The 16,681-nt window shown below is 76.1% G+C and carries 15 protein-coding genes; 7 read left to right on the top strand and 8 right to left on the bottom strand.

Going from position 1 to position 16,681, the window contains the following annotated elements:
* The first annotated feature begins 123 nt into the window (after window positions 1-123).
* The 3 genes from ACQ614_RS11110 to ACQ614_RS11100 are packed head-to-tail and all read left to right on the top strand — an operon-like array spanning window position 124 to window position 3,297.
* Window positions 124-1,440: a glycosyltransferase family 4 protein gene (locus ACQ614_RS11110; protein WP_431678317.1), complete on the top strand. Its 1,317-nt coding sequence runs from the start codon at window positions 124-126 to the stop codon at window positions 1,438-1,440.
* Between the two features lie 49 nt (window positions 1,441-1,489).
* On the top strand, window positions 1,490-2,224 hold the full coding sequence (locus tag ACQ614_RS11105; RefSeq protein WP_431678315.1) for a class I SAM-dependent methyltransferase: 735 nt from the start codon (window positions 1,490-1,492) through the stop codon (window positions 2,222-2,224).
* The gene (locus ACQ614_RS11100; protein ID WP_431678314.1) at window positions 2,221-3,297 is read left to right on the top strand and encodes a prenyltransferase; all 1,077 of its coding nucleotides are present in this window, start codon (window positions 2,221-2,223) and stop codon (window positions 3,295-3,297) included. The genes ACQ614_RS11105 and ACQ614_RS11100 overlap by 4 nt, the downstream gene beginning before the upstream one ends.
* A 66-nt stretch (window positions 3,298-3,363) precedes the next feature.
* Here ACQ614_RS11100 and ACQ614_RS11095 read toward each other — a convergent pair whose 3' ends face one another.
* The 4 genes from ACQ614_RS11095 to ACQ614_RS11080 form a co-directional block, all read right to left on the bottom strand.
* A complete protein-coding gene (locus ACQ614_RS11095) occupies window positions 3,364-4,248 on the bottom strand; it encodes a hypothetical protein (RefSeq protein ID WP_431678313.1) in 885 nt (294 codons plus the stop codon).
* A gap of 434 nt (window positions 4,249-4,682) precedes the next feature.
* The gene (locus tag ACQ614_RS11090; protein WP_431678311.1) at window positions 4,683-5,630 is read right to left on the bottom strand and encodes an N-acetylmuramoyl-L-alanine amidase; all 948 of its coding nucleotides are present in this window, start codon (window positions 5,628-5,630) and stop codon (window positions 4,683-4,685) included.
* 7 nt (window positions 5,631-5,637) lie between these two features.
* Entirely contained in the window at window positions 5,638-6,909 is a 1,272-nt protein-coding gene (locus ACQ614_RS11085) for a hypothetical protein (protein ID WP_431678310.1), read from the bottom strand.
* A 179-nt stretch (window positions 6,910-7,088) separates the two neighbouring features.
* A complete protein-coding gene (locus ACQ614_RS11080) occupies window positions 7,089-7,757 on the bottom strand; it encodes a class I SAM-dependent methyltransferase (RefSeq protein WP_363493587.1) in 669 nt (222 codons plus the stop codon).
* Window positions 7,758-7,945: 188 nt separating this feature from the next.
* On the opposite strand from ACQ614_RS11080, the gene ACQ614_RS11075 reads away from it, so the two are divergent.
* The gene (locus ACQ614_RS11075) at window positions 7,946-9,025 is read left to right on the top strand and encodes an alcohol dehydrogenase catalytic domain-containing protein (protein WP_431678309.1); all 1,080 of its coding nucleotides are present in this window, start codon (window positions 7,946-7,948) and stop codon (window positions 9,023-9,025) included.
* A gap of 78 nt (window positions 9,026-9,103) precedes the next feature.
* Here the strand turns inward: ACQ614_RS11075 and ACQ614_RS11070 are convergent, their stop codons facing one another.
* The 3 genes from ACQ614_RS11070 to ACQ614_RS11060 all read right to left on the bottom strand — a co-directional run bounded on the left by ACQ614_RS11070 (window position 9,104) and on the right by ACQ614_RS11060 (window position 12,385).
* The gene (locus ACQ614_RS11070) at window positions 9,104-9,259 is read right to left on the bottom strand and encodes a hypothetical protein (RefSeq protein ID WP_431678308.1); all 156 of its coding nucleotides are present in this window, start codon (window positions 9,257-9,259) and stop codon (window positions 9,104-9,106) included.
* 218 nt (window positions 9,260-9,477) lie between these two features.
* A complete protein-coding gene (locus ACQ614_RS11065) occupies window positions 9,478-11,418 on the bottom strand; it encodes an alpha/beta hydrolase family protein (protein ID WP_431678306.1) in 1,941 nt (646 codons plus the stop codon).
* A 46-nt stretch (window positions 11,419-11,464) separates the two neighbouring features.
* Complete coding sequence (locus tag ACQ614_RS11060; protein ID WP_431678305.1) at window positions 11,465-12,385, bottom strand: hypothetical protein; 921 nt, start codon at window positions 12,383-12,385, stop codon at window positions 11,465-11,467.
* Window positions 12,386-12,836: 451 nt separating this feature from the next.
* Here ACQ614_RS11060 and ACQ614_RS11055 point away from each other — a divergent pair, with 451 nt between their 5' ends.
* Genes ACQ614_RS11055 through ACQ614_RS11045 form a run of 3 tightly spaced genes read left to right on the top strand, consistent with a single transcriptional unit; the run spans window position 12,837 to window position 15,599 of the window.
* A complete protein-coding gene (locus ACQ614_RS11055; protein WP_431678304.1) occupies window positions 12,837-13,673 on the top strand; it encodes a Nif3-like dinuclear metal center hexameric protein in 837 nt (278 codons plus the stop codon).
* A 32-nt stretch (window positions 13,674-13,705) separates the two neighbouring features.
* Window positions 13,706-14,449, top strand: a complete 744-nt coding sequence (locus ACQ614_RS11050) for a zinc ribbon domain-containing protein (RefSeq protein ID WP_431678303.1) — start codon at window positions 13,706-13,708, stop codon at window positions 14,447-14,449.
* Window positions 14,450-14,453: 4 nt separating this feature from the next.
* Entirely contained in the window at window positions 14,454-15,599 is a 1,146-nt protein-coding gene (locus tag ACQ614_RS11045; protein WP_363493572.1) for a bifunctional RNase H/acid phosphatase, read from the top strand.
* Window positions 15,600-15,706: 107 nt separating this feature from the next.
* Here the strand turns inward: ACQ614_RS11045 and yaaA are convergent, their stop codons facing one another.
* A complete protein-coding gene (gene yaaA / locus ACQ614_RS11040) occupies window positions 15,707-16,507 on the bottom strand; it encodes a peroxide stress protein YaaA (protein WP_363493571.1) in 801 nt (266 codons plus the stop codon).
* Window positions 16,508-16,681: the final 174 nt, after the last annotated feature.

Genomic DNA, 16,681 nt, shown 5'->3' with positions numbered 1-16,681 from the left:
GGTATCTTCGAGGTCTCTCGTTGTCCACCTGCCCGACGACGACGAGCCACTTCGCCATGAAACGTGATCTACTTTAACCGCTGCGGCCGCCGGTGCCGGGTTGAGTAGGGATAAGGGGCCAGCATGACCGCGCTGCCGCGACCGCTGCGGATCGCCCTCCTGTCCTACCGCGGCGACCCGTTCTGCGGAGGCCAGGGCGTCTACGTCCGCCACCTCTCGCGCGAGCTGGCCCGGCTCGGCCACCACGTGGACGTCATCGGCGCGCAGCCCTTCCCCGTCCTCGACGAGGTCGAGGGCCCCGGCTCCGTCCGGCTCGTCGAGCTGCCCAGCCTCGACCTGTACCGCAGCGACGACCCCTTCCGCACCCCCGCCCTCGCCGAGTACCGCGGCCCGGTCGACGTGCTGGAGTTCCTCACCATGCGCACCGGCGGCTTCCCCGAGCCGCTCACCTTCTCGCTGCGCGCCCGGCAGTTCCTCGCCCGGCACAAGGGCCGCTACGACGTCGTCCACGACAACCAGACCCTCGGCTACGGCCTGCTCGGCCTGGAGCGGCACGGCTTCCCCCTGGTCACCACCGTGCACCACCCGATAACCGTCGACCGGCGGCTCGAACTGGAGGCCGCGGCCACCGCCGTCAAGCGGCTCTCGCTGCGCCGCTGGTACGCCTTCACCCGGATGCAGAAGCGGGTCGCCCGCCGCCTGGAGCACGTCATCACCGTCTCCTCGAGCTCCGCCGCCGAGATCGTCGAGCACCTCGGCGTCGCCGCCGGCGCCGTCTCCGTGGTGCCGATCGGTGCCGACACCCGGCTCTGGTCGCCCGACCCGTCGGTGGCGACCGTGCCCGGACGGATCGTCACCACCTCCTCCGCCGACGTGCCGCTCAAGGGGCTCGTCCACCTCGTCGAGGCGCTCGCCAAGGTCCGCACCGAGCGCGAGGCCCACCTGGTGGTCGTCGGCAAGCCGCAGAAGGAGGAGGGGCCGGTCGCCGACGCGGTGCGCCGCTTCGGCCTGGAGAAGCACATCGACTTCCGGACCGGGCTGACCGACCGGGAACTCGTCGACCTGTACCGCTCCGCCGAGGTCGCCTGCGTGCCCTCGCTGTACGAGGGCTTCTCGCTGCCCGCCGCCGAGGCGATGGCCACCGGCACCCCGCTGGTCGCCACCACCGGCGGCGCCATCCCCGAGGTCGCCGGACCCGACGGCGAGACCTGCCTCGCCGTACCGCCCGCCGACGCCGGCGCGCTCGCCGCCGCCCTCGGCCGCCTGCTCGACGACCCGGCCCTGCGAGAACGCCTCGGCACCGCCGGCCGCGAGCGGGTGCTGGCCAACTTCACCTGGCAGCGCGCCGCCGAACTCACCGCCGAGCGCTACCGCGCCGCCGTCGCCACCGGGGCCGGGCAGCGCGCCCGCGCCGGGCGCGGCTGGCGCTACGTCGCCTGACGCTTCGCCACCCTCCTTCAGTACAGCAGCAACGAATGGGAGCCCCGCAGTGCTGACCGTCGATTTCTCCCGCTTCCCGCTCGCCCCCGGCGACCGGGTGCTCGACCTGGGCTGCGGCGGGGGCCGGCACGCCTTCGAGGCCTACCGGCGCGGTGCGAACGTCGTCGCCCTGGACCAGAACGGCGACGAGATCGCCGAGGTCCGCAAGTGGTTCGCGGCGATGGAGCAGGCCGGCGAGGCCCCCGCGGGCTCCTCCGCGGTGGCCATGGAGGGCGACGCGCTCAACCTGCCCTTCGACGACGACACCTTCGACCGGATCATCATCTCCGAGGTGATGGAGCACATCCCGGACGACAAGGGCGTCCTCGCCGAGATGGTCCGCGTCCTCAAGCCCGGCGGCCTGCTCGCCGTCACCGTGCCCCGGTACCTGCCGGAGAAGATCTGCTGGGCGCTCTCCGACGAGTACCACGAGGTCGAGGGCGGCCACATCCGCATCTACCGCGGCGACGAACTCGTCGGCAAGGTCCGCGAGGCCGGCCTGGAGCCCTACGGCACCCACCACGCCCACGCCCTGCACTCGCCGTACTGGTGGATCAAGTGCGCGGTCGGCGTCAACAACGACAAGGCGCTGCCCGTCCGCGCCTACCACCAGCTGCTGGTCTGGGACATCGTCGGCACCCCGGTGATCGGCAAGCTCACCAAGGCCGCCGAGAAGGCGCTCAACCCGGTCATCGGCAAGAGCTTCGTGGTGTACGCCTCCAAGCCGCACCGGGCCGGCAAGTGACCGCGGCCGTCCCCGAGGCGCTGCTGCTCGACGGCGTCCTCGACGCCGAGCAGGCCGTCGCCACCGTCCGCTCGATCCTCGCCGACCAGCAGGCCGACGGCGCGATCCCGTGGTTCCACGGCGGGCACCTCGACCCGTGGGACCACACCGAGGCCGCCATGGCCCTCGACACCGCAGGCGAGCACGCCGCCGCCGAGGCCGCCTACCGCTGGCTGGTCGACCACCAGAACCCGGACGGCTCCTGGTACGCCGGCTACTCCTACGGCCACGGCGGCCCCGACGGCGAGGTCACCAACGCCGCCAAGGAGACCAACTTCTGCGCCTACATCGCCGTCGGCGCCTGGCACCACCACCTGGCCACCGGCGACGACACCTTCCTGGAATGGATCTGGCCCACCGTCCGGCGCGCGCTCGACTTCACCGTCGGACTGCGGCTGCCCGGCGGCCCGATCGCCTGGCGCCAGGACGAGGACGGCACCGCCCCCGACGAGGCCCTGCTCACCGGCTCCTCGTCGATCCTGCACGCCCTGCGGTGCGGTCTCGCCATCGCCGACCACCTCGAAGAGCCCCAGCCCGACTGGGAGTTGGCCGCCGGACGGCTCCGCCACGCGATCGCCCACCACCCGGAGCGGTTCCTCGACAAGGACCGCTACTCGATGGACTGGTACTACCCCGTCCTCGGTACCGCGCTGCGCGGCGACGCCGCCGAGCAGCGGCTCGCCCGCGACTGGGACCGCTTCGTCGTCCCGGAGCTCGGCGTGCGCTGCGTCAGCGACCGGCCCTGGGTCACCGGCGGCGAGAGCGCCGAACTCGCCCTCGCCCTCTGGGCGGTGGGCCAGTCCGACCGCGCAGTGGAGATCCTCCGCTGGATCCAGCACCTGCGGCACACCGACGGCTCCTACTGGACGGGCTACGTCTTCGAGGACGACGCCATCTGGCCCGAGGAGCGCACCACCTGGACGGCCGGCGCCCTGCTGCTCGCCGTCGCGGCCCTCGGCGGGGACCACGCCACCGTCGCCGTCTTCGGCGGCGAGGGCCTGCCCGCCGGCCTGGTCGTCAACGACTGCTGCTGAACCCCGGAACGCAACGCCGAAGGGGCGGTACCCGACCGGGTACCGCCCCTTCGGCGTTGCGTTCCGTCAGCCGCGCTGGATGCCGGAGGTGTCGTTCAGCAGGCCGTGCGAGCCGTCCGGCAGCTGCGCCACCAGCGCCGCACCGCGCTGCTCGACCGCCAGGTACCAGGTGCCCGGGACGAGCTCGCCGACCGGCGGGCCCGCCGGGTTGTCCTTGCCCACCAGCTGGCGGACGGCCGGCACCGCGAACCAGAACGGCTGGAACGGCGCCGCCGGGGCGGCGTGGGCGTCCTGCACCGGCTGGGGCTGCGGGTGGCCGCCCTGGGCCGCCGGGTAGCCGTAGCCGCCCGGCTGCGGCTCGGCGCCGAACGGCGCCTGCGCGGCGCCCGGCTGGCCGCCGGCCTGCGGGTAGCCGTACTGGCCGGGCTGGCCCGGCTGGCCCGCGCCCTGCGGGAAGCCCTGGAAGGCCTGCGGGGCCGGCGCGGCCGCGGCCGGCTTGTCCGACAGCAGCGGCGCCTGCAGCGCGGGCACCAGCGGGCCCGCGGCCGCGGCACCGGCCAGCACCAGCGCGGCCAGCAGGCCGAGCCAGGCGCCGAAGCCGTGGTCCACGTTCTCGCCGGCGCCGCCGAGCGCCCACAGCGCCGTCCAGAAGTTGGCGACCGCCAGCGCGGTGCCCCACTGGTCCAGGCGCAGGCCGAGCACCTGGCGGGTGGCCGAGGCCTCGCCCTGCAGGCGGTGCACCAGGATCAGCGCGGCCGCGACGATGCCGAGCAGGAACGCCGACGGCAGGATCGGGAAGAGCGCGGCCTTCCAGGCGTTCTGGGTGTCCGAGGTGCACCGGCCGGCGATGCAGAACTCTGCGGACAGGTAGGGCAGGAAGGACGCGATGAAGAGCAGTACGGCCGCACCTGCGACGGCGGCGTCTCCCCGCGTGAGAGCGCGCAGATTCACTAACGTTCCCCTCGTTGGTGTGTCGTGGACTGCGTGTCGGGGCGGTCGGCTGACCGTACGGGATGTCCCCGGACTGCCAAGAGCCTAGGGCCCTGGTCGGGCGCTGTGCACAGCGCCCCGGGTATACCCCCGATTTCGTGGCGAAATCGCCGGTGACTCCAGGTCAGCGCGAGGTGTCGTCGCCCGCTCTCCTTCGGGCCCTCCTGACCCGGCGCCGACGGTCGTCGCGCTGATTGTCGACCACTCTCCTTCGGGCCCTCCTGACCCGGCGCCGACGGTCGTCGCTCCGTCGCTGCGCTCCCTCGCTCCTCGCTTTCGGCACCGGCGGGCCCTTCGGCTCGGGGCGGAGGCGCTCCCTCGCTCCTCGCTTTCGGCACCGGCGGGCCCTTCGGCTCGGGGCGGAGGCGCTCCCGCCCGCTCGGGCGGGAGCCCCGTCAGGAGCCGGCGGCGAGGAAGGCGGTCACCGCCTCGGCGATGCCCTCGGCGGCCTTCTGCCGCCACTGCGGGTCCGTCATGTGCTGGGCGTCCCCGGAGTTGCGCATGTTCCCGCACTCGATGAACACCTTCGGCACCCGCGACAGGTTGAGGCCGCCCAGGTCCGTGCGGGTGTCCAGGCCCTGCTTGCCGATGTAGTCGGAGTACGCCTGCCCGGTCGCCTGCTGGAACCGGTCGCGCAGCAGCTCGCCGAGCCGGTGCGAGGGGTCGACGATCGCCGTGGTGTCGGCAGGACCGGCGGCCACCTTCCCCGGCATGATCACGTGGAAGCCGTGGGCACCGGCCGGGGCGCCGTCGGCGTGCACCGACACAGCGGCGTCCGCCTTCGCCTCGTTGCCGATCCGGGCCCGTTCGTCGATGCACGGGCCGAACGGCCGGTCGCCGTCCTGGGTGAGCACCACGCTCGCGCCCCGCTGCCGCAGGATCTCCCGGGCCCGGTGCACCACGTCCAGGGTGAACTGGGCCTCGCTGTATCCCGCGTTCGTCGAGGTGCCGGTGGTGTCGCACTCCTTGCGGGCGTTGCCGATGTCCACCTGCCGGTTGATCTCGGAGGTGTGCTTGGCGTTGCCCGGGTTGTGCCCCGGGTCCAGCAGCACGGTGCGGCCGTTCAGCGGGCCGGAGCCGGTCGGCGCGGACGCGCTCGGCGCCGCCGCCGAGGAGGCCGGCGCCGGCCCGGCGGGCTCCGGGAACGCCGCCGTCGGCTCGGCCGACGACCCGGCGGCGGACGGCGGCGCGGCGGACGGCCGGGCGCCGTCGGCCAGCGCCTGCCAGCCGAACCAGCCGCCCGCGCAGAGCGCGGGCACCGTGCAGACGAGCACGGCGATGCCGAGGCGGCGGGCGCGGCGGGGGCGCTCGGGGTACTGGGTGTCGCTGGCGGTGCCGGTCACGGGTGGTTCAGATCCTGTCCCAGGTGCGCTCGGTCAGACCGTAGGTCTTCGCGATGGCGTTCCATTTCGCCACGAAGTCCTTCTTGGACTGGGTGGCCTGCGGATTGAGGTCGTTGGCGCGCTTCTTGTCGGCGGTGTTGGGGGCGGTGCTGCCGGAGCAGCCCTGGGCGGCAACAGTACGTGCCCAGGCCGCGTACGCGCGGTCGATGTCCCCGGACGTCTGCCAGGCGGTCTTCAGGGTCTGCGCGGCCTCGGCGCCGCCCGGCAGGTCGCCGAGGTCCAGCTTGCCGAGGTCCGCGACCAGCTTGTCGCGCTGCACGGCCCCGTCGTCGAAGACCTGCGCGGCGCTCTCGACCTCGGACTTGTCGGGGCAGCTGGTCACCTTGGCGACCGCGCTGCCGATCGGCGCCTTGGCGCTCTCCCCGCGGGCCAGCAGCGCGTCCAGGGCCTTGGCCTGGCCCTCCGCCCCGGCACCGGCGCTCGCACCGCCGCTCGGCGAGGCCGCCGCGGGCGCGCTGCCCGCCGGCGCGGAGGCGCCGCCGCCCCCGCCACCCCGGGGCGCGGGCAGGGCGGTGCCGGCCGGGGCCGCCGTGGACGGCTTCCTGCCGCTGTCGGAGTTCTGCACCGCCCACACCACGCCGACCCCGATCAGCAGGACCAGCGCCACACCCGCGGCGATCAGCAGCGGCGTCCGGTTGCGGGGCGGCTCCTCCTCGTCGAGGTCCTCGTACGCCGGGGCGGGGGCGCCGAACGGGCGCGCCGGGGCCTGCGACGGGTCGAAGCCGGGGAACGGCGGGCGGGCGGCACCGTCGAACGGGGCCGCGCCCTGCGGCGGGAAGCCCTGCGGCTGCGGGGGAAAGCCTTGTGCCTGCGCACCGGCCTGCGGCGGGAAGCCGGGCGGCCCGGAGACGTACGGGCGGGCACCGATCGGCGGCCCGGCGTCGCCGAAGCCCCCGGTGGGCACCGGCGGCAGCAGGGTCGTCGACTGCTCGTCCTCCGCCGCGACCCAGCGCGGCGGCACGCCCTGCGGGACGGCCCGCGGCCCGCCCGGCGGCGGGAAACCGCCGGGCGCCTGCGGGGCCGCGCCCTGCCCGGCGCCCTGCGAGGGGAAGCCCTGCGCCTGCGGCGGGAAGCCTGACGGCGCGGCCGCCGGGGGCGCGGGAGGAGCAGCCGGGGGCGGGCTGCCCTCGGGCACGGCCCTGCGCCGCACCCAGCCGCCGGCACCGCCGCGCGCGGTCGGGTCCCAGACCGCCGGCGGCGTGTTGTCCTGATCCGTCATTCCCCTGCCCTCGCCCGCTGCGTTGTCGCGTCGTACCCGCCGCGCCGTGCCCCAGCCGTTCGACTGCTGCCGCACACCGTACAGACCGGAGGCACGCCGCGGCACGGCACCCGGCGGGTGCCGCCCGTGTCGTACGACGGAGGAAGGCCCGCGATCGTGCCCGTGGGCGTCCGGCCCGGTCAGCGGGCGGTGCGCCGCAGCACCCGCAGCGAACCGGTCACCGAGACCTCCTCGAAGCCCTCGTCCAGGGCCCGCAGGTAGACCCGGTACGGCGCCTGGCCGCCGTCCTCCGGGTCGGGGAAGACGTCGTGCACCACCAGCAGGCCGTCCTCGGCCAGGTGCGGCGCCCAGCCCTCGTAGTCGCCCGTGGCGTGCTCGTCGGTGTGCCCGCCGTCGATGAACACCAGCGCCAGCCGGCCGCCCCACAGCGCGGCGATCTGCGGCGAGCGGCCCACCAGCGCCACCACGTGGTCCTCCAGCCCCGCGTGGAACAGCGTGCGGCGGAACGACGGCAGGGTGTCCATCCGGCCGACCTCCGGGTCGACCAGCGTCGGGTCGTGGTACTCCCAGCCCGGCTGCTGCTCCTCCGAACCGCGGTGGTGGTCCACGGTGAGCGCCACCGTGCCCGTCCGGCGGGCCGCATCGGCCAGCAGCACCGCCGAGCGGCCGCAGTACGTGCCGATCTCCAGCACCGGCAGCCCGGTGCGCTCCGCGGCCTCCACGGCCGCCGCGTACAGCGCCAGCCCCTCGTCCACCGGCATGAAGCCGGTCGCCGACTCGAAGGCCTTCAGCACCTCGGGCCCGGGCACCGGGCGGTCCGTACCGGGCACGTCGTGGCGGTCGGTCATGCTGCTGCTCCCTGCTGGGCCGGACGGAACGGTGCAGGGGACCCTACCCGACGGTACGGGCCCGGCTGCCGCCCAGGTCCGAAGGCCGGGCCCGCGGGCCGGGTCGCAGGCCGACGGCCCCGCGCGGCCCGGCCGCCCGTACGCTCGTCGCCGGGAACGGCCGCCACACGAGGGGAACGGGAGCACCCATGCGCGCAGCGATCCTGCACGAGACCGGACAGGACGAGCTGGAGGTCCGCGACGACGTGGAGACGGTCCCGGTCGGGCCGGGGACCGTCCGGGTCCGGCTGCGGGCGGCCGGGCTCTGCCACTCCGACCTGTCCGCGATGAGCGGGGTGCTGCCGCAGCCGGCGCCGTTCGTGCCCGGCCACGAGGGCGCCGGCGAGATCACCGAGGTCGGCGAGGGCGTCACCGGCCTCGCCCCGGGCGACCGCGTGGTGCTCTGCTGGATGCCGCCCTGCGGCAGCTGCCCGCACTGCCGGCACGGCGAGACCCACCTGTGCACCGCCAGCCTCAAGCGGCTGTCCGTGCCCGCCTTCCGTTTCGGCCCCGGCACGCCCGCGTACGGCTTCTACAGCACCGGCAGCTTCGCCGAGGAGACGGTGGTCGCCGCCGACGCCGTCCTGCGGATGCCCGAGGACCTGCCCTTCGAGCTGGCCGCCCTGGTCGGCTGCGGGGTCACCACCGGCTTCGGCGCCGTGGTGAACACGGCGCGCGTCGAGTCCGGCTCGACCGTCGCCGTGCTCGGCGCCGGCGGGGTCGGCGCCGCGGCCGTCCAGGCCGCCCGGATCAGCGGCGCCGCCCGGATCACCGTGGTCGACCCGGTCGCCTCCCGCCGCGAGCGGGCACTGGCGCTCGGCGCGACCGACGCGATCGCCCCCGAGGAGCTGAAGGCCGCCGCCAAGGGCCTCGCCCTCGGCGGCTACGACTACGTGGTGGAGGCGGTCGGCCGCTCGGAGACCGTCCGCGCCGGCTACGACGCGGCCCGGCGCGGCGGCGCCGTCGTGGTGGTCGGCGCGGGCGCCCGCGACGACCGGGTCTCCTTCAGCCTCGGCGAGCTGTTCTTCAACGAGAAGCAGGTGCTGTCCTCGCTCTACGGCGGCGGCGACGTCGCCCGCACCGCCGCCACCGTCGTCGACCACTGGCGGGCCCGCCCGCTCGACCTGGCCGCCCTGGTCACCCACCGGGTGCCGCTCGCCGACGTGAACGAGGCGATCGCACAGATGCGCAGCGGCGAGGCACTGCGCACCGTGATCACCCTCGGCTGAGGCCGGGCGGATGTAGGGCCGGAAAAGCACCGGCGGCCCGGGGCGGGTGCCCCGGGCCGCCGGTGAGCGGGCGGACGGTCAGCGGCGGTGCCGGCCGTGCGGGTCGGCGTCGGCGCGGTCGTCCGGGGCCGTCCTGCCGCGGTGGCGGCCGTGCGCGCTGTCGTCGGTCATGGCCTCGTCGGCGCCGGGCGCGGTGCGGTCGTGCTCGGTGGTGTCGGTGAGGGTTTCGGACATCAGGTTCTGTCTTCTCCGTGCGGTGCGGTGCTGCGGATGCAGCGTCGTCTGGACGGGCGCAGGGCGGCAGGCCGCCCGGGGCGTTCGGCACCCGGGCCGGGGCCGCCGCGGCGGCCGCAATCGCACAGGAGCCTATCTGGACGGTCACTGCCCGCGCACAGCAGACTCCAATCCCCCCGTCCGCAGGCCGGGACCCCGGCCGGGGGCGGCCCCGACCGCTACGCCGGGCGGCCCGTCCGGAGGAAGCCGGCCAGCAGTTCGTGCAGGACGGCTGCGCCCTCCTCGGTGAGCAGCTCGTGGCCGGCCCCGGCGGCCTCGACGTAGCGGAAGTCGGAGCCCTCGGCGCGGCCGAGCCGCAGCAGCTCGTGGCGGAGGGTGCGGGACTGCCCGACCGGCACCACCTCGTCCCGGTCGCCGTGCAGGACCAGCAGCGGTGCGGTGATCCGGTCGGCGAGCTGCAGCACGTCCCGCGGGCCGCGGCCGTCGCCGGGTTCGGCGTCCCCGCCGAGCCGCGCGCACATCGCCCGGACGGGCTCCGCGGACTCGGCCAGCAGCCGCGCGCCGGAGAGGAACGGCGCCACCACCGCACACCGGGCCAGGTGCCCGGCGGGGGCGTGGGCGGCGGTGAGCAGGGCGAGGAAGGCGCCGTAGCTCACCCCGAACAGTGCGGGCGGCTCCAGGCCGAGTGCGGCCCGCTGCTCGGCCAGGCCGTCCAGCAGGTGGAGGACGTCGTCGAGGTCGGGGCCGCCCCAGGCACCGTGCACCGCCGCCTCGTGCTCCGGCCCGTAGCCGGTGGAGCCGCGCTGGTTGGGGGCGACCACGGCGGTGCCCTGGGCGGCGATCCGCTGCAGGGCCGGGTCGAACTCCAGCCGCCAGGCGTCGGCCGGGCCGCCGTGCAGCGCCAGCACCAGGTGCGGGGCGGCGAGCCAGCCGTCGCCGCCGTACACCACGGCCTCGACCGTCCCGGCCGGGCCGCCGAGGTGGACGATCCTGGCGCCCTGCCAGTGGCCGCCGTCGCCGGGCTCGGCCGAGCCGTCCACCCGCCAGCCCGGATGCTCCCCGGTGCCGGCACCGGGCGGCGCCCCCGGCACCGCGCCGGCGGCGAGCGGGGCGAGCTGCAGCGGCAGCGGCGGCGGGACGGCCCCCGGGACGCCGGCGGCGAGGGAGGCCAGCAGGGTGTCCACGTCGAGGGTGGCCAGCGCGGCCGGGCGGTCCGGTGCCGAGTACGGGATGCGCAGGCCGCCCGCCGACCAGTGGCCGGTCTCGCCGAAGCGGCCGGGCGGGGCGGGCAGCCGGTCGAGCCGGCCGGCCGCGGGTTGCCAGAGGGCGAGCGCGGACGCGGCGCCGTGGTCGAGCTGCAGGACGACCCGCGGCTCCGCCGCGCCGCCGGGGGCGAGCGCGATCGGACGCAGCAGGGTGCCGGACAGGTGCAGGCAGTCCGGGAAGCGGACGGGGTCGGTGCCGCCGAGCACGGCCCAGCCGAGCCGGTCGGCGCCCGCGGCGTCGCTGCGGACCATCCCGAAGCCGCTCGCCGGGTCGAACAGCAGCAGTCGGTCGTTGCTGCCCTCGGCGATCTCCAGCAGCGGTGTGACGGCGCCGAGTTCGAGGTCCAGGACGACGGTGCGCACCGATCCGCCGACCACCCTGTCCAGGGCGAGCAGCCGGCCGGCGTCGTCCAGCCAGACGCCGCCGCCGTACAGGCCGGGGAGTTCGGCGGCCGGGGCGGGCGGTGAACCGTCGGCGGCGATCCGCCAGACCGTGGTGACCGGGCGCTGGTCGGTGCCGAGCGCGATCGCGCCGCCGGCCGGTGCGGGCAGCAGCCGCAGGCCGGGCATCCACAGCCGGGCCAGCTGCTGCTCGCGCTCGGCGGCGCCGGGGGAGAGCAGGACGAGGTCGTGGCGCTCGCCGTCGTGGCGGCAGACCAGCACCCGGCCGTCGGGCAGGGCGACCAGCTGCGAGCGGAGGTTCTCGGTGCGGCCGCCGGGCAGGGCCAGCGGGCCGGCCTCGGCGGGGCCGCCGTCGGCGGGCAGCCGCCAGCTCTCGGCGTACCAGCCGCCGTCCGGGCCGGCGGCCAGGCAGGCGGCGTGCGAGCCGTCGGGGGCGAAGGTGAAGCCGAACCGGCGCAGCGCCCGGGCGGCGGTGGGGGCGGCGGTGCTCATCGGCGGCACTCCTGGTCCGTGCGGGGGCGGGGCGTTCGGCGGCGGTTCAGGCGCCGGGTGGTGCCGGATAGGCGAGGGCGGCCGCCGCGCGGTCGAGGGACCAGCGGTCGGCGGGTGCCTCGGCGCGCAGGCCGAGGACGGGCGGGGCGAGCCTGAGGGCGGTCTCGCCGCTGCGGGCGGCCAGCGCCAGCCAGCGGCGCAGCCGGGCCTCGGCGGGCAGCGGTGCGGGGGCGGCGGCCCGGGCCTCCGGGAACTCCTCGGCGAGCAGCGGGTCGTGGCCGGTGGCCAGCAGGAACAGCAGCCCGCCGAGCGCGTGCCGGTCGTCGCCGTACCCGCCGCGGCGCAGCACCGCGGCCCCGGCCGCCGGGGCCCGGTACGGCTGCGGACCGGCGAGCCACAGGGCGCCGTCCGGCCGGACGCGCACCTGGGCGGGGGAGAGGTCGCGCAGCGCGAGCCCCAGCCCGTGCACCCGTGCGAGCAGGTCGACGAGGCCGCGGGCGACCGGTTGGGCCGCGGGCCAGGCGACCCCGGGATCGCCGTCGCGGCGCAGCCGGTCGAGGACCCAGCGGCCCAGCGGCAGACCGGCGGAGCCCGCCGGCAGGCCCGGCGGTGCGGCCAGCCCGGCACGGGTCAGTCGGGCGGATAACCGCTCCCGTTCGCCGGCCGGCTGACCGGTCGACCCCCTCCCCTCGAAGGGGTCGACCGCTGGCGCGGCGAAATCCCGTGCACCACCGGGGGGTTCGCCCTCTGCCGGCCTGCGTCGCACCGCGGTGCGGTACGCCGTTGCGGACGGCCGGGCGCTGCGCCGGGGGCCCTCGACGGCGGCCGCCCGGCCGTCCTCGCCTCCCCGCCCCTGCGCACCGGCCGCGGCCGTCCGCACGACCTCCAGTGCGGTGCCGTCCGCATCCGGCCCCTCACCGACCGGCCCCGCCACCGAGGCCGAACGCAGCGGTGTGCCCGCCCCCATCGCTTCACACCCCTTCGTGTCGACGCCGCGGCTGCCCACTGCTCCGGCACCGCGGCCCGGTCGTCCTGGAAGTGACGAGAGCCGCCCTCCGCCGGACCGCCCTGGGCCACTCGCCCGGCCCGGGCCGATCGACGGCGGCCCTTCCCGACCCCCCAGGTCAGGGCAACTCTCGTTCGCGGAACTGAAGTTACTTTCGTGGTCGGTGGGACTCAACGCAGCCCGGGTCACTTCACTCATAAGGGTGATCCAGATCCCATTCCGGTCGTGCGCGGCCGCCGGTGTGCGACCGGATCGCGGCTTCCCGTGCCGGAGCGCGCCGGCCGCGGAGCGCTCCTCCTCCGGCGGCCGCCGGGGACCGCGCACCGTCGCGCGCGGGTTGACGCGCAGCTGTACGGGCCGGGCTCGGAACGGCGCGGAACGGCGCGCCCGCCGGGCGCGGTAGTCTCGACAGGTGCCGAAACTGTCCGACGTGATCACCGCGCTCGAAGAGCTGTACCCGCCGCAGTGGGCGGAGTCCTGGGACGCCGTCGGCCTGGTCTGCGGCGACCCGGACGCCGAGGTCGGGCGCGTCCTCTTCGCCGTCGACCCGGTGCAGGCGGTGGTCGACGAGGCCGTCGCATGGGGTGCCGACCTGGTCGTCACCCACCACCCCCTCTACCTGCGCGGCACCACCAGCGTCGCCGCCACCACCTTCAAGGGCCGGGTGGTGCACACGCTGATCCGGCAGGGCATCGCGCTGCACGTCGCGCACACCAACGCCGACCACGCCGACCCCGGCGTCTCCGACGCCCTCGCCGAGGCGGTCGGCCTGCGCGTCACCGGCCCGCTGGTGCCCGACCCCACCGACCCCGCGGGCCGCCGCGGCGGCGGCCGGATCGGCGTCCTGCCCGAGCCGATGACCCTCGCCGCCTTCGCCGCCCGGGTCGCCGCCGGGCTGCCCGCCACCGCCACCGGCGTCCGCGTCTCCGGCGACCCGGAGCGGACGATCTCCCGGGTCGCCGTCTGCGGCGGCTCGGGCGACTCCTTCTTCGCCGAGGTCCGCGCCGCCGGCGTCGACGCGTACGTCACCGCCGACCTGCGCCACCACCCCGCCTCCGAGGCGTCCGAGGCCGCGCCGGTCGCCCTCGTCGACGCCGCCCACTGGGCCACCGAGTGGCCCTGGCTGGACCTCGCCGCCCGGTCGCTGACCGAGGCGGCCGGCAAGCACGGCTGGCAGCTGGAGACCAAGGTCTCCACCGTGGTCACCGACCCGTGGACGGGGCACGCCCCCATGCCGTACACCGCCTGACACCTGATCGATTCCACACAGGAGCTTCCCGCTTGAACGCCGCGCCCGCCGACCAGATCCGCCTGCTCGACCTGCAGGCCATCGACTCCCGCCTGGACCAGCTGGCCCACCGGCGCCGCACCCTGCCCGAGCTCGCCGAGATCGAGAAGGCCGGCGCCGACCACACCGCCCTCAAGGACCTGGTCGTCGCCGCCCAGGCCCAGCTCTCCGACACCACCCGTGAGCAGACCAAGGCCGAGCAGGACGTCGAGCAGGTCCGCGCCCGCGCCGCCCGCAACCAGCAGCGGATGGACTCCGGCACCGTCACCTCCCCCAAGGACCTGGAGAACCTCCAGCACGAGACCGGCTCGCTCGCCAAGCGCCAGTCCGACCTGGAGGACGTCGTCCTCGAGGTCATGGAGCGCCTGGAGTCCGCCCAGGGCCGGGTCACCGAGCTGACGGCCCGTCTGCAGCACTCCGACGTCGTCCTCAAGGAGGCCGAGGAGCGCCGCAACGCCGCCTGGGCCGAGATCGACGCCGAGGTCGAGAAGACCACCCGCGACCGCGAGGCCGTCGCCAAGGTCATCCCCGCCGACCTGCTCAAGCTCTACACCCGCCTGCGCGAGCAGCAGGGCGGCGTCGGCGCGGCCCGCCTGCAGCAGCGCCGCTGCGAGGGCTGCCGGGTCGAGTTCGCCATCACCGACCTCAACGCCATCAAGGCCGAGCCCGCCGACGCGGTCGTCCGCTGCGAGAACTGCGGCCGCATCCTGGTCCGCACCGCCGAGTCGGGCGTCTGAGCCCGTGGCCGGCCGCAGGTTCATCGTCGAGGCCGACGGCGGCTCCCGGGGCAACCCGGGGCCGGCCGGCTACGGTGCGGTGGTCCGGGACGCCCAGTCCGGGGCGATCATCGCCGAGGCCGCCGAGTTCATCGGGCACGCCACCAACAACGTCGCCGAGTACCGCGGGCTGATCGCCGGCCTGCGGGCCGCCCACGGACTCGACCCGGACGCCTCCGTCGACGTCCGGATGGACTCCAAGCTGGTCGTCGAGCAGATGTCCGGCCGGTGGAAGATCAAGCACCCCGACATGCAGCCGCTGGCCGCCGAGGCCCGCACCGTCTTCCCGCGCGGCCGGGTCGCCTACACCTGGATCCCCCGCGAGCGGAACAAGGACGCCGACCGGCTCGCCAACGAGGCCATGGACGCCGGCCGGGCCGGCCGCCAGTGGGAGCCCAAGGCCCGCCCGGCCCCCGCCGCCCCGGTGGAGGAGGCACTGCCCGAACCCGCCGCCCCGCGGGCCGGCTGGGCCGCCCCCGCCGACCTCGGCACCCCCACCACCTTCGTCCTGCTCCGGCACGGCGAGACCGCCCTCACCCCGCAGAAGCGCTTCTCCGGCAGCGGCGGCACCGACCCCGAACTCTCCGAGAAGGGCCGCTGGCAGGCCGAACGGGTCGCCGAGGCGCTCGCCGCCCGCGGCACGGTGCAGGCCGTCGTCAGCTCCCCGATGCGGCGCACCCGGGAGACCGCCGAGGCCGTCGCCCGGCGGCTCGGCCTCGACGTCCGGCTGGAGGACGGCCTGCGGGAGCTCGACTTCGGCGCCTGGGAGGGCCTCACCTTCGGGGAGGTCCAGGAGCAGTACCCGGACGACCTGAACGCCTGGCTCGGCTCCGCCAAGGCCAAGCCCACCGGCAGCAGCGAGAGCTTCGCCGGCCTCGCCCACCGCACCGGCGTCGCCCGCGACAAGATCCTCGCCCGCCACCCCGGCCGGACCGTCCTCGTGGTCTCCCACGTCAGCCCCATCAAGACCCTCGTCCGGCTCGCCCTCGGTGCCCCGCCCGACGCCGTCTACCGCATGGAGCTGTCCGCCGCCTCCCTCTGCGCCGTCCAGTACTACACCGACGGCAACGCCTCCCTCCGCCTCCTCAACGACACCAGCCACCTGCGGTAGCTCCTGCCAGGGCGTGGGTCAGCCGCACAGGGGCGCGGGGAACTGCGCGATGAGGGACGGGCCGACTCTGCAGGTGCGGCCCGCCCCTGTGCGGCTGACCCGACCTCCTAGTGGATCTCGTTCACCACGACGTCGAGCTGCCAGGGCCGGCGGGCCGTGCCGCGGGCGGAAACCTCGACGCGGTAGCCCAGCGCGGTGAGGGCGTCCACGAGGTCGCCCGGGCCCGCCGGGTCGGCGCCCGCGTTCAGCAGGTCGCGGACGAGCCGGCCCTTGGTGGCCTTGTTGAAGTGGCTGACCACCGACCGCTTCGGCTCCCCGTCGACCATCCGCTCGTGCAGCACCCGCACGGTCGCCGTCCGCGCGGCGACCTCCCCCGCGGGCTTCCATGCGGCGGCGTACGCCGAACTCCGCAGGTCCAGCACCAGCCCGTCCCCGGCAGCCTCCGGCAGGACGCTTCCGGTGGCGGCCCGCCAGTACGTGCCGAGGGCGCCGAGCGGCGGCAGCTTCACCCCCATCGAGCAGCGGTACGGCGGAATCCGGTCGCCGATCCGTACGGCGCCCCACAGCCCGGAGAAGACCAGCAGCGAGCGCTCCGCCCGCCGGTACGCCTCCTCGTCGAGCTTGGCCAGACCGAGGTTGTCGAACAGCACCCCGGTGTACACCTCGCCGGCCGGCAGGGCCCCGGCCTCCGGCAGCCCGGCATTGCGGGCGATCTCGCCCCGCAGCCCCTTGGACAGCCCGAGCACCTCGGCCGCCGTGTCCTCGTCCCCGCGGCAGAGCCCGACCAGGGCGTCGAGCACGGCCCGCCGCGCCGAGGTCAGGCCGGGCAGCGAGAGCCCGTCCAGCTCGACGGGTGCGCCCTCCGCCGACGCGGCCTTGCCCTCCGAGGGCGGCAACAGGACCAGCACGGCGGCACTCCTCAACACTTTGTGGCAGACGTCCCCGCCACTGTACTGGCGCCCGGGCGACCGCCCGCACCCCGGCCCGCACCACTCACAGCGGCCGCACCGGCCCGTCCGGAGACCGGTCGTCAACTCCCCGCCACGCGGCCTCACCGCCTCCGACCATCGGGGGGACGCGCC

This window comes from Kitasatospora dryopteridis, assembly GCF_050749075.1.
Taxonomy (GTDB): Bacteria; Actinomycetota; Actinomycetes; order Streptomycetales; family Streptomycetaceae; genus Kitasatospora.
Note: the sequence above shows the minus strand (reverse complement) of the source record. Positions and strands in the feature narration are given on the sequence as shown.